15 protein-coding genes are annotated in these 19,414 nt (G+C 64.4%); 11 read left to right on the plus strand and 4 right to left on the minus strand.

The genetic code is table 11. The features are described 5' to 3' along the window. The first annotated feature begins 4 nt into the window (after positions 1 to 4). Entirely contained in the window at positions 5 to 145 is a 141-nt protein-coding gene (locus IE191_RS18745; RefSeq protein ID WP_191325905.1) for a hypothetical protein, read from the plus strand. Positions 146 to 478: 333 nt separating this feature from the next. On the opposite strand, the gene wecB is transcribed toward IE191_RS18745, so the two are convergent. The 3 genes from wecB to IE191_RS18760 form a co-directional block, all read right to left on the minus strand. Continuing rightward, on the minus strand, positions 479 to 1,606 hold the full coding sequence (gene wecB, locus IE191_RS18750; protein ID WP_191325906.1) for a non-hydrolyzing UDP-N-acetylglucosamine 2-epimerase: 1,128 nt from the start codon (positions 1,604 to 1,606) through the stop codon (positions 479 to 481). Between the two features lie 115 nt (positions 1,607 to 1,721). Next, complete coding sequence (locus IE191_RS18755; protein WP_191325907.1) at positions 1,722 to 2,957, minus strand: UbiH/UbiF/VisC/COQ6 family ubiquinone biosynthesis hydroxylase; 1,236 nt, start codon at positions 2,955 to 2,957, stop codon at positions 1,722 to 1,724. Beyond that, positions 2,957 to 4,636: an alkaline phosphatase family protein gene (locus IE191_RS18760; protein ID WP_191325908.1), complete on the minus strand. Its 1,680-nt coding sequence runs from the start codon at positions 4,634 to 4,636 to the stop codon at positions 2,957 to 2,959. Before IE191_RS18760 ends, IE191_RS18755 begins: the two co-directional genes overlap by 1 nt. Before the next feature lie 212 nt (positions 4,637 to 4,848). On the opposite strand from IE191_RS18760, the gene IE191_RS18765 reads away from it, so the two are divergent. The 10 genes from IE191_RS18765 (at position 4,849) to IE191_RS18810 (ending at position 18,873) form a co-directional block, all read left to right on the plus strand. After that, positions 4,849 to 6,903, plus strand: a complete 2,055-nt coding sequence (locus IE191_RS18765; protein ID WP_229815645.1) for a protein-disulfide reductase DsbD family protein — start codon at positions 4,849 to 4,851, stop codon at positions 6,901 to 6,903. A 374-nt stretch (positions 6,904 to 7,277) separates the two neighbouring features. After that, on the plus strand, positions 7,278 to 7,940 hold the full coding sequence (locus tag IE191_RS18770) for a hypothetical protein (RefSeq protein WP_191325909.1): 663 nt from the start codon (positions 7,278 to 7,280) through the stop codon (positions 7,938 to 7,940). Between the two features lie 109 nt (positions 7,941 to 8,049). Further along, complete coding sequence (locus IE191_RS21395) at positions 8,050 to 8,244, plus strand: helix-turn-helix transcriptional regulator (protein WP_191325930.1); 195 nt, start codon at positions 8,050 to 8,052, stop codon at positions 8,242 to 8,244. After that, complete coding sequence (locus tag IE191_RS18780; RefSeq protein WP_191325910.1) at positions 8,244 to 9,383, plus strand: RNA-dependent RNA polymerase family protein; 1,140 nt, start codon at positions 8,244 to 8,246, stop codon at positions 9,381 to 9,383. Before IE191_RS21395 ends, IE191_RS18780 begins: the two co-directional genes overlap by 1 nt. 75 nt (positions 9,384 to 9,458) lie before the next feature. Next, the gene (locus tag IE191_RS18785; protein WP_229815647.1) at positions 9,459 to 11,051 is read left to right on the plus strand and encodes a type I restriction-modification system subunit M; all 1,593 of its coding nucleotides are present in this window, start codon (positions 9,459 to 9,461) and stop codon (positions 11,049 to 11,051) included. After that, positions 11,041 to 12,078 (plus strand): virulence RhuM family protein, encoded by a 1,038-nt coding sequence (locus IE191_RS18790; RefSeq protein WP_191325912.1) that lies wholly within the window; start codon positions 11,041 to 11,043, stop codon positions 12,076 to 12,078. Before IE191_RS18785 ends, IE191_RS18790 begins: the two co-directional genes overlap by 11 nt. Then, positions 12,075 to 13,238 (plus strand): restriction endonuclease subunit S, encoded by a 1,164-nt coding sequence (locus IE191_RS18795; protein WP_191325913.1) that lies wholly within the window; start codon positions 12,075 to 12,077, stop codon positions 13,236 to 13,238. The genes IE191_RS18790 and IE191_RS18795 overlap by 4 nt, the downstream gene beginning before the upstream one ends. Continuing rightward, positions 13,235 to 16,279: a type I restriction endonuclease subunit R gene (locus IE191_RS18800; RefSeq protein ID WP_191325914.1), complete on the plus strand. Its 3,045-nt coding sequence runs from the start codon at positions 13,235 to 13,237 to the stop codon at positions 16,277 to 16,279. Before IE191_RS18795 ends, IE191_RS18800 begins: the two co-directional genes overlap by 4 nt. After that, positions 16,279 to 17,010, plus strand: a complete 732-nt coding sequence (locus IE191_RS18805; RefSeq protein WP_191325915.1) for a M48 family metallopeptidase — start codon at positions 16,279 to 16,281, stop codon at positions 17,008 to 17,010. Before IE191_RS18800 ends, IE191_RS18805 begins: the two co-directional genes overlap by 1 nt. A gap of 654 nt (positions 17,011 to 17,664) precedes the next feature. Continuing rightward, the gene (locus tag IE191_RS18810; RefSeq protein WP_191325916.1) at positions 17,665 to 18,873 is read left to right on the plus strand and encodes a reverse transcriptase domain-containing protein; all 1,209 of its coding nucleotides are present in this window, start codon (positions 17,665 to 17,667) and stop codon (positions 18,871 to 18,873) included. A gap of 145 nt (positions 18,874 to 19,018) precedes the next feature. Here IE191_RS18810 and IE191_RS18815 read toward each other — a convergent pair whose 3' ends face one another. Continuing rightward, a complete protein-coding gene (locus IE191_RS18815; protein WP_229815648.1) occupies positions 19,019 to 19,366 on the minus strand; it encodes a helix-turn-helix domain-containing protein in 348 nt (115 codons plus the stop codon). Positions 19,367 to 19,414 lie beyond the last annotated feature (48 nt).

The following is a 19,414-nucleotide window of genomic DNA, read 5'->3' on the forward strand; positions in this document are numbered from 1 at the left end:
GCCTATGTTGAAAGCCACGCTGGAAATCGTGCTGTTCCTGCTGTCGGGCATCGCCATGGCTGCCGCCAAGGTGGCGGCGCTGGCCGCCCTGGCGCTGGCCGTGCCCGTGGCGGGGGTGCTGCTCTGGCGCCGGCGGCGGAAGTAGGGGGCTTGGAGATTTAGAGCTGGCGGCTGTGATACAGGCGCTTCCACGCCGCCTGGAGTGCGATGACAAAAAGTGGGAACCAGTTTTTGTCAAAAATCGCACGACCACAAATATCTGGAGCGTGAGGGCGTTTCATCGAAACGTCATCACGCTCTAGACCTGAACTGAATGTCGATCCAGCCACGAGCCCTGCGCGCAGCCCTTCGACAGGCTCAGGGCGAACGGGAGGTGGGTATGGATTTCCCTGAGATTCCGTTCGGGCTGAGCTTGTCGAAGCCCCGTGTCCGCAGGCCCTCTGCCGATGCCAACCAAAAAGTCAGGGGCGAAGGTCTTCTACCCCGCCAGCAGATCCGCGATCCGCGCTGCCGAATGCCCATCGCCGAACGGATTGTGGGCGCGGGCCATGGCGGCATGGGCGGCGGGATTGTCGAGCAACGTCGTCGCCTCGGCCACGATGCGCGCGGCATCGGTGCCCACCAGCCGGGCAGTGCCGGCCGCCACGCCTTCGGGCCGTTCGGTGGTTTCGCGCATGACCAGCACCGGCTTGCCCAGCGCCGGGGCTTCTTCCTGCACGCCGCCGCTGTCGGTCAGCATGATGTCGCTGATGGCCAGCAGGCGGGCGAAGTGGGGATAGTCCAGCGGCTCGATCAGGGCGACGTTGGGCAGGCCGGCCAAGGCGGCATCCATCACGGCACGCACGTTGGGGTTGGGATGGACGGGGAAAATCAGCGCCACGTCGGGCCGCTGGGCCAGGGTGCGGATCGCCTCGGCAATCGCTTCCAGCCCGCCGCCGAAGTTTTCGCGCCGGTGGCTGGTCACGCCGATCAGGCGCTTGCCGGCAAAGCGGGCCTCCAGATTGGCCAGGCCGCTGGCCAGCGCGGGCTGCGCGGCGATCCGGTCGGTCACCCAGTGCAGCGCATCGATCACGGTGTTGCCGGTGACGTGGATCCTGGCGGGATCGACGTTTTCGGCGCGCAGCGCGGCGGCGGCGGTTTCGGTGGGGGCGAAATGCAGCGCGGCGATCGTGCCGATGATCTTGCGGTTCACCTCTTCGGGCCAGGGGTGATAGATGTTGTGGCTGCGCAGGCCCGCCTCGACATGGGCCACCGCGATTTTGCGGTAATAGGCCGCCAGCGCGCCGGCCATGGCCGTGGCCGTATCGCCCTGGACAACCACCCAGTCGGGCTTTTCCGCGTCCAGCACTTTGCCGATTTCGGTGAGCAGCGCGGCGGTCAGCCCGTCGAGCGTCTGGTTGGGGCGCATCAGATCGAGATCGTGATCCGGCACGATGCCGGCAATCGCCAGAACCTGATCGAGCATGCCGCGATGCTGCGCGGTGACGCAGGTGACCACGCGAAAACGCCCGTCGGCGCGCAGCGCGTGGACCACGGGGAACATCTTGATGGCCTCGGGCCGGGTGCCGAAGACGAGAAGGATGGTTTGGGGCGCGCGCTGGGTCATGGCCCCTGCCTTATAGCGCGAATGTTAAGCCCCGGATAAGGGGCGAGACTTAGGGGAAATATCGGTTCCGGAGCGATAGGAAGACCGGAACCGATTTTCGAGGCGGCGCCGCCCTTCAGGCCTTGAGCAGTTCGGGCAGCTTTCCGCTCATGCCCCGCGCTTCGTCCATGAACCAGCGCTTGAGCGTGGGCAGGCGCTGCACCCCGGCCATGCCGAAGCGGCGGACCATACTGGGCAGGCGGCCGCGCAGCCCGAACAGGCGGGTCAGCACGTCGGTTGCCGCCGCGACCATGAAGGTATCGGCCGCGCGCCAGCGTTCATAGCGGGCGAGCAGTTGCGCATCGCCTGGCTCCAGCCCCAGCCGCGCGCCTTCGGCCAGCACTTCGACCAGCGCCGCCACATCGCGCAGGCCCACGTTCAGGCCCTGTCCGGCGATCGGATGCATCCCGTGCGCGGCATCGCCCACCAGCGCGAGGCGATGATCGACGACCTTGGCGGTGTGGTGGAAGTTGAGCGGATAGGACGAGCGCGGGCCATTGAGCGCGATCTTGCCGAACACGCCGCCCATGCGCTTTTCCACTTCGGCGAGGAACGCCGTCTCGCCCAGCGCGAGCACCCCGGCGGCATCCTTTTCCGCCACGGTCCACACCAGCGCGCTGCGATGGGTGCCATCGGCCTCGTCCAGCAGCGGCAGCAGGGCAAAGGGACCGGCGGGATAGAAGATTTCCCAGGCAGTGTTTTCGTGGCTGCGTTCGTGAGTCAGCCCGGCAATGATCGCGCGGTGGCCATAGTCCCAGCGCGCGGGGGTGAAGCCGGCTTCATCGCGCGTCGGGCTGCGGCGCCCTTCGGCGGCCACCAGCAGGCTGCCTTTCAGCACGCGGCCATCGGCCAGCGTCACCGCCACGCCATGCTCGCCGCGTTCGCGCGTGGCGACCTGGGCGTTGGGCAGGAACGTGATCAGGCTTTCGCGCGCGGCCACATCGTACATCGCCATGCGCAAGTCGCGGTTGGCATACATGCGGCCGAGCGAGCCATCCTCGGCGCCGGGGCGGAAATCGATGCGCCCTGGCTTCAGGCTGTCGGTGACGGCAATGGCATCGATCGGGCAGCCCTTGGGCGCCAGCGCTTCTGCCATGCCGAGGTTGGTGTAGAGATTCCAACTGGCGGTGGAAATGGCCGAAGCGCGCCCGTCGAAACCTTCGGCGGTCTGCGCCGCCGGATCGGAGGAATCGACCACCAGGCTCGACAGGCCCTGCTTGGCAAGGCCGATCGCCAGCGTCATGCCGACCAGGCCACCGCCCAGGATCACCACGTCGCCCGCCAGACTCTGTTCCGCCGCCACGTTGCTCATCACTTCACTCCACAGGTGCTGCCCGGCCCGGAATCGAGATCGAGGCAGCGACCGTCATAGGCGCCTTGCGGCACCGGCAAATTGATCCATGCCGAAAGGGTGGGGGCAATGTCCACCGTTTCCACCGCCGAAGGCTGTTCAAACCCGGCCATGCCCTTGCGCCAGAACAGGATCGGCACGCGACGATCATAGTCCCACGGCGAGCCATGGGTGGCGACATAGCCCGGCCCCGGCTGCGGCAGGGCCATCACGCCGCGGTTGAGCAGGACCACGAAATCGCCCGAGCGCGGCGCATAGAACGAAGCACGCGCGCGCTGGATCAGTGTCCAGGTTTCGGGCGAGCCGGTCGGCATCGGCGTGGCGGCCAGTTCCGCGGCGGTGAACACGGCGGCCACCTGGGGATGGCTGGCCAGCACCGCGCGCGCTGCTTCCACCACGCGGGCCTTGTCGGCGGGGGGCAGATCGGCCTTGACCCAGAAATCGCCGGCCGCGCCATCGCCCAGGATCAGGCCTTGCGCCGGCAGGCCGGTGCGGGCCGCCACCGCCGCGCTCAGCGCCTTGGGCAGCAGCGCGGCGTCGGCCCGCGCCACCTGCGGCATGGCTGCGCGGTTCTGCCGCTCGGGCATGTCGAACCCGCCGTGATCGGCCGAGAGCACCACGCCATAATCGATCCCGCGCGCATCGAGCGCGGCAAAGAACGCGCCCAGTGCCTGGTCCACGGTGGCAAGCTGGAGGCACATTTCGGGGCCTTGTGTGCCGGTTGCGTGGCCGACATAGTCGGTCGCCGAAAGGCTGACCGCGAGCATGTCGGGCGCGGCGCCCTTGCCCAGCTTCATCGCGTCGACCAGCTTGAGCGCGAGATCGAGCGTCGCCTGGTCCAGCCGGGGCGAGGCGCGGAACGCGGTGGCATCGCCCGCCGCCAGGGCGAAGTGCCCTGTGCCGACAGTCGCGCTGCCGGCCTGGATCGCGCCTTCGCGCGGGGCGCAGAACGCGGGCAGGGGCAGGGCCGGCGCGCCCTTGGCCAAGAGCTTGGCCACGGCAGCGTTCTCGGCGCGCGCGGCGGGAACATCGCTGCGGCCGTCCAGCGTGACAAAGCCGTTGTTCTTCCACCACCAGACCTGGTCGATCACGTGGCCGCCCATCATCAGCGCGGCGCGGTCCTTGCCCGAAACCGCCACGTTGCGCGCGGCAGGCCAGTGCTGCTTCATCCGCTCGCCCAGCGTGGGCACGAGCAGGTGGCCAACGCTCGCCACATAGTCCTTGGGATCGGCGGCGGCGCGGGTTTCATCCTCCGCGCAATAGACTTCCTTCTTGGGCCGCGCGACCGACTGGTCGATCCAGGTGTTGGCGATGATGCCGGTGTGGGCCGGGCGGTTGCCGGTCAGCAGGGTGGAATGGCCTGGGCAGGTTTCGGTGGCGGCATGGCTTTGATAGCCGGCGGGGAATACCGCGCCGGTCGCCAGTCGCGCCAGGCCGCCGGTGAAATGGCTGCGATATTCGGCAAAGAGATCGGCCGAGAACTGGTCCATCGCCAGGGCAATGAGCAGGCGCGGCGGGGCCGGCTCGGACGCAGCCGTGGCTGGCGCTGGCGCTGCCGAGGCTGCGGCCGGCGCCCCGATCGACAGGGCAGCAGCCGCGATGGCGGCAAGGGCGGGGGAGAGAGCCGAAGTGTATCGCATGGAGAAACCTCAAACGAGATGCCGCGCGCCTTGTCTATCCGCCCCTTGGGCCATTTCCCAAGGGGTGTTCTGGACGGCGCCGGCCGTGTGCCGTACAGCGCCGGGGCGAATGGCCGATCCTCGGCGCCGGAAACGGAGAGCGTGTGCCCCTGCTACAGCGGTTCTGGAACAGCCTGACGGGCGCCCCGGCGCGTCTAGCCCTGCCATTGCGCGTGATTGTTGCAGTCTTGTGGCTGGGCGTCCTGACGCTGGTTGGTCCCGCCACGGCCACGGCCCAGGCCGCGCCGCATATCCGCGCCACGCTGCTGGCCGAAGGGCCGGCACTGCCGGGCCAGACCGTCACCATGGCCGTGCTGATGGAGCCGGAAGCGGGCTGGCATGGCTATTGGAGCAATCCCGGCGATGCCGGGCTGCCGCTGTCGCTCGACTGGACTCTGCCGCCCGGCGCCAAGGCGGGCGAACTGCAATTCCCCGTGCCGCAGACCCTGATCGTGCAGGGCCTGATGAACCATGTCTATGAGCAGGCCTATGCGGTGCTGGTGCCGGTGACGCTGCCTGCCGATGCCCGCGTGGGCAGCACGCTGCCGGTCAGCGCCAGGGCGCAATGGCTGGCCTGCACCGCGCAGATCTGCGTGCCCGAACGGGCCAGCTTGATGGGCACGATCACCGTCGGCAGTGGCCCGAAGGACACCCGCTTCGCCGCCTGGCGCGCCGCCCTGCCGGCGCGGCTCGACCAGCCTGGCCGGTTTGAAGCGACGCCCACAGGCCTGGCCCTCGCCATTCCCTTTCCGGCCAGCGCGCAAGTGCGTGATCCGCATTTCTTCATCGCCGCCCAGGGCCTGGTTGATTATGCCGCGCCGCAGGCGTTCCGCCGCAAGGGCGATTGGCTGATCGTGGAGCTCGCGCGCGCGAAAGGCGCCATGGCCGAACATCCGCAAAGTGTTTCGGGCGTGCTCTCGCTGGGTGCTGGGGCCGGAGGCCTGGCCATCACCGCCTCGCCGGGCATGGTGCCCAAGGGCGGGACGCCGCTCTCTGGCGGCACGCAGACTGCGTTTTCGTGGCGCACGCTGGCCTTGGCCATGCTCGGCGCGCTGGCGGGTGGCCTGATTCTCAATGTCATGCCCTGCGTCTTTCCGATTCTCAGCCTGAAAGCCATGGCCCTGGCGCGCGGCAACAGCCGCCATGCGCGGGCCGAAGGCGTCGCCTACAGCGCCGGGGTGATCCTGGCCTGCCTGGCACTGGGCGCGGCCCTGCTGGCGCTGCGCGCGGGCGGGGCGCAAGTGGGCTGGGCCTTCCAGTTGCAGAACCCCGGCGTGGTCGCGCTGCTGGTCCTCCTGGCCACGGCGATCACGGCGAATTTTGCCGGGCTGTTCGAGCTGCCCGGGCTTTCGGTGTCGCGCAGCGGCGCCAGCGCGGGCACGGTGGGCGGTGCGTTCGGCACCGGGCTGCTGGCGGCCTTCGTCGCCACCCCGTGCACCGGGCCGTTCATGGCGGCGGCCATGGGCGTGGCGCTGGTCCTGCCGCCGGTAGCCGGGCTGGCGGTGTTTGCCGCGCTGGGCCTGGGGCTGGCGCTGCCGTTTCTGCTGATCGGCTTTGTCCCACCGCTGCGCCGCCTGCTGCCGCGCCCCGGCGCCTGGATGGATCGTTTCCGCCGCGCCATGGCCGTGCCGATGGGGCTGACGGTCGTGGCCCTGCTGTGGCTGGCCTGGCGCCAGGGCGGCTGGGCCCTGATGGGCGCTGCGCTGGCGCTGGCGCTGGTGCTGCTGGCGGTGCTGGTCGTGGTGGAGCGGCAGCGCCGCCAGGGCTGCCGCGTGGTCGCCTGGCTGGCGCCGGTGACCCTGGCGCTGGTTGCCGCCGCCCTGCTCGGCGCGCCGCGCCTTGCCGCGCGCCCGGCGGCCGAAAGCGCCGGCCTGCCCGGCACCGTGCCGTTCAGCCAGGCCGCGCTCGACCGCGCGCGGGCCAGCGGCAAGCCGGTGTTCCTCTATTTCACCGCCGATTGGTGCCTGTCGTGCAAGGTCAACGAAAGCGTCGCGATCGATCGCGAGGCCACCGCCAAGGCCTTTGCCAAGGCCGGGGTGCAGGTGATCGTGGGCGACTGGACCCGTGCCGATCCGGCGATCACCAGCTTCCTCACCATCCAGGGCGCCGCCGGCGTGCCGCTCTACCTGTGGTATGCCCCGGGCGCCGCCACACCCGCCAAGCTGCCCCAGGTGCTTACCCCGCAGACCCTGCCAGACCTCGCCGCACGCGCCCAACAAGGGAGTTGACCGCCCCGCCCCCCTGTGGCAATCGCGCCCCACCCGAGCGGGTGTAGCTCAATGGTAGAGCAGCAGCTTCCCAAGCTGTGAGGTTTGGCTGTTTTTCGCCATTCTTGCTGTAAAACGGCCGATTTCAGCCTCTTGTAGTATCAATGACTTGCGCGAAGGCCGTAAAAACGGTCTTCCGAAAATATGACCCTGGAACCAAGCGGTTATGGGACATTTGTTTGTTGCAACTGTTGCAGCGCTCCGCCTTCATCTGCACTGCGCGACCTCCCGGCAGAGACGGGCAACTGCTTCGCCCATCGAACCTTCTGTTTACCTATGGTGGCTACCTCTCCGAGCACCCATTCATGGGGCGAAAGTATCGGGGATGATATTTTATGGGGCGACCGAAGCGCCACAGCGGCGGACATGCTATTCGGAATGCCCATGAGCTTTACCGTCAATCCGTTGAGAACGGCGCGCCTGATTACACGTATGTAGCTCTGGCGATTGGTGCCGCCCCCCACGCACCGCCGAGTTGGGCCATCATGGAATGTATCGCGCTGCGTCGCCAGCACGAGTTGGTGCCTGCACGAGGTAATCTGAACGACATTCCGGACATTCTTGATGACATTGTCCGCTACTACGATCAGAAACAACGCGACTTCGAAGCCTCCGACCCGGAGGGATACCGGGCGCTTGGGCGATACCGCGCCCCATCCTTGCGATCTGCTATACTGGACGTCTTGCGTGTCACAGGGCGACGGCGCGAACTCGCCAACTCTGCCAATGACGATTGGTTTCGCGATATTCGCGAGGCATGGGAATGGGAGCAGTTGCACGATCTTGTGCCCGGCAGTTTCATGGAACTGGATGAGGGCGACATCACCGAGGATGAACGAAAGCTCAAAACCACATCCCGGATCGAGCGTGTGCTGATGCAGCGTTTGGCTGCTGAAAACGGCGATCCCGAAGATACGGCGACTTGGGCATGGGTCACGTCAGAGTTGATCCGGGCGAGCGATGTCAAGGAAGCGCGGTCCACCCTGCCGAAATCGTGATTTTTACGGGCCCATTGTGATCATGGGTTTGGGTCGCTGGGTTCGCCAAAACGTCGCCATCAGCCACATAGTGATTGAGGGTGACATGACAACACAAATCGAACAGCCGATGACAAGCCAAGAGGTTTGCAGCCTTCTCGGCATTTCTCGCCGCACGTTGCACCGCTGGCGGCGACTTCGGAAAGGCCCACCTGCGATCAAGGTCGGGCGAGCAGTGGTTTACCGCCGCGAGGCGGTCGAACGCTGGTTGGTGGCCCAAGAAAGCGATGCTGGTCGTGGTGCAACCGTTGCAGGGAGGCACTGATGGCCATTGCAACCTATCGGCGTTATCGCCGTCGTCTCCTTGCCACCATCGCCCGGCATGCCGCTATGGCCGACCGAAGTGAAATTGCCGCCGCACAACTAGAACGTGAGAAGGAACGGTATCTGCTGTCTCATGCAGTGCAGGCAGCGATCTTCTATGACATATGGCGGGATCGGTTCGGTCTGGAAGAAGCGCAGCAAAGGCTGGCGCAGGCAGAGCGGATGCCCCGCTGGCCGCATCGGTATCAGATGTTCGACCCACAGACCGTGACGTTCTTCAACAAGCCTCGGACCACCGAAGGCTTCCGCAAAATCTGCCAGTTCACAATGGTTGAGGCGATGTGGCACGAAATGGCCCGCGATCTCATTGTGGCCCAACATCAACCCCGGCCCCATATCGGGGATTGGAAGGGGCGTGGTCGTGACCGGCAGATCGACGGTATCAATGCGATGCTGGCTTCATCCCGGCAGGCCGTGGTCTCCGCGGACGTGGTCAGCGCCTTCGCCAGCGTCAACATCGACGCTGTTTACGATCTTCAACACCTGCTGCCTGAACAGTTGATCCGCAGGGCAATTGACTACAGGACACATCGGTTCATGCGTAGGGAGCGAAGCGAGTATGCCCACGACATACACAGGGCTACTTGTAATGGTCATCATGACGATCTCGAAAGGTCCCCGTCCGGTCTTATGGAGGGTTCCCCCGTGTCAAATGCGATCTTCTCGGTGTTGATGGATGATTTGGCTGATCACGTAGGAGAAGGCATTCAAACCTTCGTTTACTGTGACAACATCGTCTTGATTGCACCGTCAATGTCGCTCGCCCTGCGGGCACAGGAAGCCCTTGCTCGGTATCTTTCCGGGCACCGAGCGGGGCCGTTTGAGATGCGCAGTTGCGTGACCAGCGTAATAGACGGATTTGAGCACGTCGGATACCAACTGCGAAAACGACCTCGGGCGCGGACCATAGTTGGACCGTCGCTGGTTGGCTGGAAACGACTGGTGGATCGCATATTCGAAGGGCGGGGTGCTACCGAAACGGCGCAGTGGATGTCAGCATCTTATAGCCGCACCACGCCGCAAGCATGGGCCGAATTTATGGATATGGCTCGCCACGCTTCAACCCGAACTACGGCATAACAACTTGGTCACCCTGACATTTGCCGTCAGGGTGACCCACTGCCGTTGCAACCCGTTGCACCGTGCCAACAAAAGTTGATCCCGGTCGCCTTCCGACATAGACAGGCGTTGGCCCGGCCCCGACAACTCGCCTCGTGCGCGGGCACGGGCGGCGCATTTGGGGTGATGATGGCAAAGCTGACACAGCAAGAACTTGAACGGCATCTTTGGGGGGCAGCGGATATTCTGCGCGGCACCGTCGATGCCGGGGATTACAAGCAATACATATTCGGCCTGCTGTTCTACAAACGCCTGTGCGACGTGTGGGAAGAGGAATACCAGAAACTGCTGGCCGAGACGGGCGACCGCGAGGAAGCCGCCGATCCCGACGAGCACCGCTTTCACATCCCTCCCGAACACCGCTGGGAGGCCGTCCGCCAGCAATCCACCCTGATCGGCCAGCGGCTCAACAACGCGCTGGCAGCCATTGAAGATGCCAACCTACGGTTGCGCGGCGTGTTCGGCGACGTGGATTTCGCCAATCAGGATCGGTTTTCCGATGCTTTGCTGGAGAAGTTGCTCGCCCACTTCGAGAAGCATCGGCTGCGCAACGCCGACGTGCCCGCCGACATGCTCGGCGACGCCTACCTCTACCTCATCAAGATGTTCGCGGAAGGCGCGGGCAAGAAGGGCGGCGAGTTCTACACGCCCCGCTCCATTGTCCGGCTCATGGTGGAGATTATCGACCCGCGCCCCGGCATGTCGATCTATGATCCCACCTGCGGTTCGGCAGGCATGTTGCTGGAGGCGGTGCAGTATGTGAAGGACAAGGGCGAGAACGCCCGCAGCCTGTCGCTCTACGGGCAGGAGAAAAACTTCGCCACGTGGGGCATCGCACAGATCAACCTGTTCCTGCATGACGTGGACGACGCCTTCATCGCCAAGGGCGATACGATCCTGTCACCAAAGCGGTATGACCCCAAGGCCCGCGAGTTCGTCGAGGGCGTGGGCGCGTATGACCGGGTGCTGGCCAACCCGCCGTTTTCCGAAAAGGTTTGGGGCTTCGAGGTCTGGCAGAACGGCGATCCGTTCGGACGCGACGAATATGGCTGCCCGCCCAAGGGCTATGGTGATCTTGCCTTTGTCCAGCATATGCTCGCCAGCCTCAAGGATGGCGGCGTGCTGGCGGTGGTGGTGCCGCATGGCGTGTTGTTCCGTGGCGGGGCCGAGGGGCGCATTAGGGAGGCCATGCTAGCCGCAGATGTGATCGAGGCGGTGGTGGGGCTGGCCCCGAACCTCTTCTACGGAGCGGGCATCCCTGCCGCCCTGCTGATCTGCCACAAGAAGAAGCCCGCCGACCGGCGCGGGAAGGTGCTGATCGTCAACGGCGATGCCACCTACACGCCCGGCAAGGCACAGAACTTCCTGACCGACGATCATATCCGCACGCTGGCCGATGCCGTCCACGGCTTTGCCGACATTGAGAAACTGGCCCGCGTGGTGCCGGTGGACGAGATCGCCGCCAACGGCCACAACCTCAACATCAGCCGCTATGTCCAGACCGGCGCGGATGCCGAGGCGGTCGATGTCGCGGCAGAAGTCGCCAAGCTGCAAGACCTGATCGCCAAGCGCAACGAGGCCGAGGCCGTGATGTTCGGCCACCTGCGGAGGCTCGGCTATGTCGGGTGAGATCGTTCTTTATACCACCGAGGATGGCAAGGCCGCGATCCAGTTGAAGGCCAGCGATGGCTCGGCATGGCTTACGCAGGCGCAGATTGCCGAACTGTTCGAGGTGACGCCGCAAGCCGTCACCCAGCACATTCGCGCCATTTACGCCGAAGGGGAATGGGACGAGGCGGCAACTTGTAAGCCGTTCTTACAAGTTCGGTCCGAGGGCAATCGCGAGGTCTCGCGCCAGATCGCGCACTACGCCCTGCCCATGATCCTTGCCGTGGGCTTCCGGGTCCGCTCGCCACGCGGTGCACAGTTCCGGCGCTGGGCGTCCACCACGCTGGCCGAGTATCTGGTCAAGGGCTTCGCCATGGACGATGCGAAGCTGAAAGACCCCGAGGCTGACTATTTCGAGGAACTGCTCGCCCGCATCCGCGACATCCGTTCGTCGGAAAAGCTGTTCTACAAGAAGGTCTTGGACATCTACGCCACAGCCGTGGACTATGACGGCAGCGCCGAGGCCAGCCAGTTGTTCTTCCAGACCGTGCAGAACAAGATGCATTGGGCGGCGCATGGCCACACCGCTGCCGAGATCATTGATGCCCGCGCCGATGCCGCCAAGGACAATATGGGCCTGACCTCATGGGCCAACCAGTCCAAGGGTGGGGCGGTGCGCAAAAGCGACGTGGCCACCGCCAAGAACTATCTGAACGAGGAAGAGATCGAGGCGCTGAACCGCATCGTCACCGCCTATCTGGAGTTTGCCGAGTTGCAGGCGATGGCGCGCAAGCCCATGACCATGCGCGACTGGATCGCCAAGCTGGATGACTTTCTGCGGCTGGGCGACCGCGATGTGCTGACCCATGCGGGCCATATCTCTGCCGAGGTCGCCAAGGCCAAGGCGCTGGCGCAATATGACCAATGGCACGCCCGCCAGCTTGATGCGCCCAGCGCGGTGGAAGGCGCGTTTGTGGAGGCGACGAAGAAGGCCAAACAGATCGGCGCAGCCCGGCCCAAGGCCAAGCCGAAGGGTAAGGGCAAGTGAGCGCGGTGGCGGAACTGGAGCGGGCCGTGACGGGCTTGCCGAGTGGCTGGCACGAAGTCGTGCTATCAGATGTCGCCGAGGTGAACCCGGACACGCTTCGCGCATCGACCGCGCCTGACTTCGCTTTTGGCTACATCGACATCTCGCAAATCGACGGCCCCGGCCAGTGCGCCGGTTGGACGGAACAGACATTCGGCGAGGCTCCAAGCCGGGCGCGGCGACGGGTGCAGGCTGGCGACATTCTTGTTTCGACCGTTCGGCCCTACCTGCGTTCGTTCGCACAAGTGCCATCCGCACCGTTGCCGCTAGTCGCATCGACCGGGTTCGCAGTTATCCGTGCTACCGGCGAGGCAGATCAGCAGTTCCTCTACCAGCACGTTCTACACGCCAGCTTCATCGACCACCTGACGCCCCGCATGACAGGGTCGAACTATCCGGCAGTGTCGGCGAGCGACGTGGAGGCATACCCCATCAGCCTCCCCCCGCTCGACGAGCAACGGCGGATCGCCGAGGTGCTGCGGTCGGTGGATGAGGCGATTGCGGCTAGTGCTGCCGTAGTCGCAAGCGCCAGAGCCTTGCTTTCCAATGTGGGCCGAGAAGTTTTGCGCTCTGCTGACGAGGAGCCAGCGGAGGGTGAACAACGATTTGCACTGCTGGATATATGCAGGCCGAAACAACATCCTATCATTGGCAAAGCCGAACTGACGGAAAGTGGCTATCCAGTCTATGGTGCCAATGGTCAGATCGGCTATTGCCACTCTTACACGCACGCTCAACCCGTAATAGCAATCACCTGTAGGGGGGCGACGTGCGGCACGGTGAACTGGGTTCCCGCGAAGTCATACGTGACTGGCAATGCCATGGCGCTTGACCAACTTGATCGCAAGCGCTTGGATGAGCGTTTCCTATTCCACTACGTTTCGACTTGGGGTGTGGATCGAAGCATTTCTGGATCGGCACAGCCACAAATCACGCGGCAGTCGTTGAGTTGTGTCGACATCATCGCCCCTGATCTTGAGAGGCAGCGAGAGATCGCGGACGCCCTTGACGCGATTGAAGATCAGGTGCGTGCCGCCTCAAGCGCGTTTGAGGCTACAAGGAGCGTAAAGACAGCCCTCATGTCCGACCTTCTCTCCGGTCGCGTCCGGGTGCCTGTATGAGCGAGTATCGCCTTGCTGAAAAGCCCGCGCTCGATGCGCTGGTGGCGATGGGCTGGCTGGCGCTGTCGCCAGCCGCCGCCTTGGCGATGCGGGTGGAAGAGAACCGGGTTATCCTCAAGCCGGTGATGATCGCGGCGCTGCGCGACCTCAACGGCATTGGCGAGGCGGACGCCGAGGCGATCTATGCCGACCTTGCCACCCTGTCCGACAACGAGGATTGGCAGCGTAAGCTGCGCGGCGGCTATTCCCGCCGCCTGACCGGCGAGAACCGCGATAGCCCGATCACGCTGATCGACTTCAAGAACCCCGCCCGCAACCAATTCCACGTCACCCGCCAGTTCCGCGTCGCCGCCCAGCGCCCACGCATCCCCGACGTGGTGCTGTTCGTGAACGGTATCCCGCTGGTGGTGATCGAGGCGAAGTCGCCGCTGAAAGCCACGGCGCGGGCTGAGGAAGCCTTCGAGCAGATCAAGCAATATGAGCGCGACATCCCGCGCCTGTTCGCGCCCAACGCCTTCAACATCGTCACCGATGGCATGGCAACGCTCTATGGCGCGACCGGCAGCCCGGCGCAGTTCTATGCCCCGTGGCCCGACGCATGGCCCCGGACACTTGCGGACTTCCCGGACCCGCCCGCTAAAGACCTGTGGTGCCTGTGCGAACCCAGCCGCCTGCTCGACCTGCTGGCGCACTTCATCGTGTTCGAGGTGGACCCGGAAACGGGCCGCAAGATCAAGAAGGTCTGCCGCTATCAGCAGTTCCGCGCCGTCAACAAGGCGGTGCAACGGGTTGCAGCGGGCGAGCACCGCAAGGGGCTGATCTGGCACACGCAAGGGTCGGGCAAGAGCCTGACCATGGTGTTCCTCGCGCTCAAACTGAAAACGCACCTGACGCTGGACGCGCCCAGCCTCGCCAACCCCAACATCCTTGTGCTGACCGACCGGATCGACCTCGACGATCAGATCAGCAAGACGTTCGTCGCCTGCGGATTGCCCAACCCCACGCAATGCGGGTCGGTGGCGGCGCTACGCGAGGCGGTGAACCGGGGTGGCAACGGGCAAATATTGCTGTCCACCATCTTCAAGTTCGCCGGATCGAAGGAGGCCATCCCCAACTCGGCCAACTGGATCGTGCTGGTGGATGAGTGCCACCGCACGCAGGAAAAGGACTTGGGCGCGTTCCTGCAAGCGACGCTGCCCGATGCCCACTTCTACGGCTTCACCGGCACACCGATCAAATCCACCGACAAGGACACCTACGCCCGGTTCAGCATCGCCGGGGAAGGCTACCTCGACAAATACGGCATCGACGACGCAGTGCGCGACGGGGCTACGGTGCCGATCCTCTATGAAGGCCGCAAGGCGGACTGGTCGATCAACGAGGCCGAGATCGACATCCTGTTCGACCGCTGGTTTGTCGATCTGCCCGATGACAAGCGCGAGGAACTGAAACGCAAGGGCCTGACACTGGCGACCATCGCCAAGCACCCCGAACGTATCCGGCTGATCGCGCTCGACATCTGGGAGCACTTCAAGGCGGTGTGCCAGCCGGACGGCTTCAAGGCGCAGATCGTGGTGGTGGATCGCGAGGCGGTGATCCTCTACCGCGCCGCGCTCGCCGGGGTGATCGCCGCCGATCTGGTGCGCGGTGGCGAGGATGCTGAAACGGCTGCCACAAGGGCCGACGCCATGATCGCCTGCGTCTATTCCAAGAGCCAAGAGGACAACAAGCCCAGCGAGAACCCCGAGGTGCAGGCGCTCCGTGATGGGCTGGAGGCGTTCTATCTGGACGCCGAGGGCGAGAAGGACGCCAAGAAGCGGTTCAAGGCATACGGGCAGGAGCCCAGCTTCCTGATCGTCTGCGACAAGTTGCTGACCGGGTTCGACGCGCCCATCGAGCACGTCATGTATCTCGACAAGCCGTTGAAGGAGCATAACCTGCTCCAAGCCATCGCCCGGACCAACCGGACATGTTCGATCAAGCTGCCCGATGGCGGGGAGATCGCCAAGCCCAATGGCCGGATCGTCGATTACATCGGCGTCACCAACCACCTCGATGAGGCGCTCAAGTCCTATCGCGCCGATGACGTTGAAAACGCGCTGCGCGACATCGCTATCCTGCGCAACGACCTCAAGGAAGCGCACGCCCGCTACCGGACGCAGAAGCGCGCCATGGGGCTGGAGGGCATGGACGAGAAGGCCGCTGCCTATGCTGCCGCTGCCATAGCCGCAGACGGGCGCGAAGATGAATGGTTCGATCTCCAGCGCCTGACCCGGACCTTTATCAAGGTCTATGCCGACCTGTCGCCCGATCCCGCCATCCTGGACTTTACCGCCGAGGTGAAGTGGGCGGCGGCGTTCCTGCGCCTCGCCACGCAGGCCATCGCCAAGGACGAAAGCCTCGACCACCGCAGCTACAGCGGCAAGATCAGGGACATGCTGGAGGCGCATGTCCACGTCACCGGCCTGTCCACCACGATCCGGCTGCGCAACCTCACCGACCCCAACTTCGCCGATGACTTCGATACGGAAGAGAAGTCCGAGGCCGAGTTGCAAGAAGCGTTCGTGCGCAAGTCCGCCGAGCTTCGCCGCGTCACCCGCGAACTGGTGGACAAGAACCCGGCGCAGTATGGCCGGTTCTCCGAACGGGTGCTGGAGATCATCCGGCGCTTTGAGCAAGGACAGATCGCCGCCGCCGATGGCTTGGCCGACTTTGAGGGTCTGACCGGCGACATTCAGGCCGAGCAGGGCGCGCACGCCGAACTTGGCATGGACGAGAACGCCTTCTCGATCCTGCGCATCATGGAAGCCATCGCGCCGGACACCGCGCACGACAGGCTACAGGCCGCCGCCATCGCCATCGGCGCGGTCTATACCGAAGCCGCCGCGACGCAGCCCGCTTTCGCGCACATGGAAGCCTACCTGCGGTCCTTGCGTCAGCAGGTCCGCCGCATCCTGACCGATCACGGCATTGGCGAGACCAAGGTCATCCGCGAGAAGGTCGAGGAGTTCGCCGTCAACGCCTACGGGGGCGGAGCCTGATGCCCACGATCCAGATAGGCCGGGCCGAGATCGCTTACGAGCTTCGCCGCAGCGCCACAGCGGGGGAACGGCGCATCACCGTCACGCCCGGCCATGTCGAGGTAATGGCGCTCACCACCGATGGCGACGATGACATCGCGGGCTTCCTCGACCGCAAGCGGCAGTGGCTGTTCAACACCATGCGCGACATGGAGCGGATCGCCGCCAGCCGCCACGCCGTGCCCCGCTTCGCCACCGGCTCCAAGATACCCTACCGGGGCCGGAACATGCCGCTCACCGTCCGCCGCAGCGATGCCGAGCGGGCCGCCGTCACCTACCGCAACGGCTTCATCGTCGATCTGCCACATTGGAGCGGCGACGATCCCGACCAGCTTGTCGCCAGCGAGTTGAAGCACTGGCTCAAGCAGCGCGCCCGGCGCGATGTGCTCGACATCGCCGCCGACATCGGCAAGCGTCATGGTCTTGCGCCCCGCTCGATCCGCGTTGCCGACTTTGCGAACGGTTGGGGATCATGCGGACCGGAAGGCAATGTGCTCGTGAACTGGCACCTGATCTTCGCGCCGCGCAAGGTGCTGGAATATGTCGTGGCGCACGAACTGGCCCACCTGCGGCATCGGTCGCACGGGCGCGAGTTTTGGGATTACGTCGGCACACTGGCCCCCGGCTGGGAGGCGAGCAAGGCTTGGCTCGACAGGCATCAGACGATGCTTGCGGCGGAGTTTCTGCGATAGCCCTCCATCCACCTACAACTTTTCTTTCATCGTGCTTGGCGGCGGCCTTTTATTTGAGAGCGCACGAACTATCTTGGCCTCGCTGACTTGTCCCTCGTTCTGGCTTGGCCCATCATGGGTGCAGGCCACGGAGGCGGGGGCCAGCGCGTGGCGATGAGCCTCGCGGTGCGGGTTGATGTAGCGGCCACCATGGTTGCCGGTGCGATGCCCGAAGGACGCCCGCACGCCCCGGCTGGTGAGTGTGAGACTGGTGTTCCGTCGCTGGCGGCCTGTCGATCAGTCTCCGAACTAAATTGTCGGTCGGGACGGCGAGCCGCGCAAGCACTTGACGCGCCCAAAAAGCTGCTATGCTGAACGGGGGTATCATTATGCGCGGTCGCGGAGTTTTGGCGGTGTCGATGCGGGAGCTTTCTCGTCTTTCGGTCACCGGGTTGTCATTGTCCCTCATTATGGCTTGGCCCATCATGGGTGCAGGCCACGGAGGCGGGGGCCAGCGCGTGGCGATGAGCCTCGCGGTGCGGGTTGATGTAGCGGCCACCATGGTTGCCGGTGCGATGCCCGAAGGAACGTTCCACTAGCCGGGGGAAAACTTTGTCGACAGGCCCCACAGCTAGCAGAACGAGATCGCTTACCGAGAGGGTGCGGTCCACAAGGGTGCTCGTCGATGCGTGGCACGCGATACGGCGAAATGCCGAAACGTCGCAGACTGTGTCAACGAAGCAGGCAGCTAAGGACTTTGGAATAGACCTTCCACAGAACATCAGCCGCCTCCAGCGCAGGCTTCGCAATGGATACCAGTTCGCACAGGCATACGGCGCGACCCCACCAAAGGGCGGAGGAAAAGCCGGAAAACGGCCAATCGTGGTTGCGCCATTGGAAGACAGGATTGTCCAACGCGCCATCTTGAATGTGCTACAAGATGCTAAGGATGCGCCGGGTGTTCAACGAGTTCTCGCCACGCCAACATCCATCGGCGGCATACGAGGTCGCGGCGTCGATAACGCGATTGCTCTATTCGACAACTGTTGTGGCAACGGGGCCAAGTTCGTTGCTGGCTCCGACATCTCCGGGTTCTTCACGAAAATACCGCGCAAAGCAGTGATAGACTATGTGCGCCGTGACACCGATGATGAAGCTTTCGTTGATCTGCTGGAAAGGGCGCTCACAGTCGAATTGAGTAACGCCGCTTTGCTAAGCGACGAGGATCGCAAGCTCTTTCCGACTGGAGCGGACGGCGTGGCGCAGGGCTGCCCTTTGTCAGCTTTGGCTGGAAATATTGTGCTGGAGGCTTTCGATCAGCAGATGAACGCTGCGGGTCGGGGCATCACTTGCATCCGATACATCGACGACTTTATTCTTGTGGGCAGCACGAGGTCGCAAGTGTCGAAAGCGATGCAGAGCGCGAAAACACATCTGGCTACGCTCGGGATGGACATTTATGATCCCGTGGCTAACCCGGACAAAGCCTTCATCGGGGCGATTGGTGAGCCACACGTTTTTCTCGGCTACGAGATCATCCCCGGTCAGTATCGCCCGTCACAACGCGCCTGCGATGCACTAATCGGACGGATTGACGCACTGCTAAACGGTGGACGAAGGTCGATTAGGCGCGCCGTTGAACAGAAGCCACTTGCACCAACCGAGCGTTGCTATGCGCAAACCATTGCTGCGGTCGATAACACGATTAGGGGTTGGCGCGGTTCCTACAGTGCGGCTCTTTGTTCCACGACCTTCGCAAAACTGGATCGGGTGGTTGAACAGCGCCTCAACGGCTTCGATCAATTCTTTCGATCTCATACTGCCAATGCGAACCCCAGCGCTCGAAGACGCGCACTTGGCGTGCACCTATTGGAACACTGCTGACAATATGTCCCATATGCCCCTGCCCATGCGCGACAGTGCCAGCCGGGCTGAAACCTGTCTCACTGGAATGGTCAGGCGCGCAGTGAGACACTGTCGCGCAGGGTCATAGGCCCATGTGCGACAATGCCCGGTGCAACGGGGTGCATCAGCCCAGCGCCCGGCTGACGGCCTCCGGCTCCCGGTCGATGACGGCAAGATAGGCGAGCAGCGCGCTATCGGCTTTTGTCCGGCCTTGCTCCAGATCGCGCAGGCGCGCCACGTTGATCCGGTATCGTTTGGCGAAGCGGTCCTGACTTAGCCCGGTGCGGGCGCGCACCCGGCGGACAACGCTGGCAGCTTCCATACGGGCCATCTCTTCCGCCGTCAGCGGTGGGTTGTCGGCATCCGCCTTCGCCGCCGCCGTGATGTCGGCATCGGTCATGGCGTCGAGCCGCGCCGCCTGCTCCCCGGTCAACGTCGGCATGCTGTAAGGATCGAGTTTGAAGCGTTCCATAGCTCAATATGCGGGAGTTCGTGTGTCGCCTTCAAGCCCATTCGGCAC

Source organism: Novosphingobium pokkalii (assembly GCF_014652855.1).
Taxonomy (GTDB): Bacteria; Pseudomonadota; Alphaproteobacteria; order Sphingomonadales; family Sphingomonadaceae; genus Novosphingobium; species Novosphingobium pokkalii.

What these genes read in the sequence shown, in the direction of transcription:
- IE191_RS18745 (WP_191325905.1), top strand. Translation starts at nt 5, where the DNA reads ATGTTGAAAGCCACGCTGGAAATCGTGCTGTTCCTGCTGTCGGGCATC.
- wecB (WP_191325906.1), bottom strand. Translation starts at nt 1,606, where the DNA reads ATGACCCAGCGCGCGCCCCAAACCATCCTTCTCGTCTTCGGCACCCGG.
- IE191_RS18755 (WP_191325907.1), bottom strand. Translation starts at nt 2,957, where the DNA reads ATGAGCAACGTGGCGGCGGAACAGAGTCTGGCGGGCGACGTGGTGATC.
- IE191_RS18760 (WP_191325908.1), bottom strand. Translation starts at nt 4,636, where the DNA reads ATGCGATACACTTCGGCTCTCTCCCCCGCCCTTGCCGCCATCGCGGCT.
- IE191_RS18770 (WP_191325909.1), top strand. Translation starts at nt 7,278, where the DNA reads ATGGGGCGACCGAAGCGCCACAGCGGCGGACATGCTATTCGGAATGCC.
- IE191_RS21395 (WP_191325930.1), top strand. Translation starts at nt 8,050, where the DNA reads ATGACAAGCCAAGAGGTTTGCAGCCTTCTCGGCATTTCTCGCCGCACG.
- IE191_RS18780 (WP_191325910.1), top strand. Translation starts at nt 8,244, where the DNA reads ATGGCCATTGCAACCTATCGGCGTTATCGCCGTCGTCTCCTTGCCACC.
- IE191_RS18790 (WP_191325912.1), top strand. Translation starts at nt 11,041, where the DNA reads ATGTCGGGTGAGATCGTTCTTTATACCACCGAGGATGGCAAGGCCGCG.
- IE191_RS18800 (WP_191325914.1), top strand. Translation starts at nt 13,235, where the DNA reads ATGAGCGAGTATCGCCTTGCTGAAAAGCCCGCGCTCGATGCGCTGGTG.
- IE191_RS18805 (WP_191325915.1), top strand. Translation starts at nt 16,279, where the DNA reads ATGCCCACGATCCAGATAGGCCGGGCCGAGATCGCTTACGAGCTTCGC.
- IE191_RS18815 (WP_229815648.1), bottom strand. Translation starts at nt 19,366, where the DNA reads ATGGAACGCTTCAAACTCGATCCTTACAGCATGCCGACGTTGACCGGG.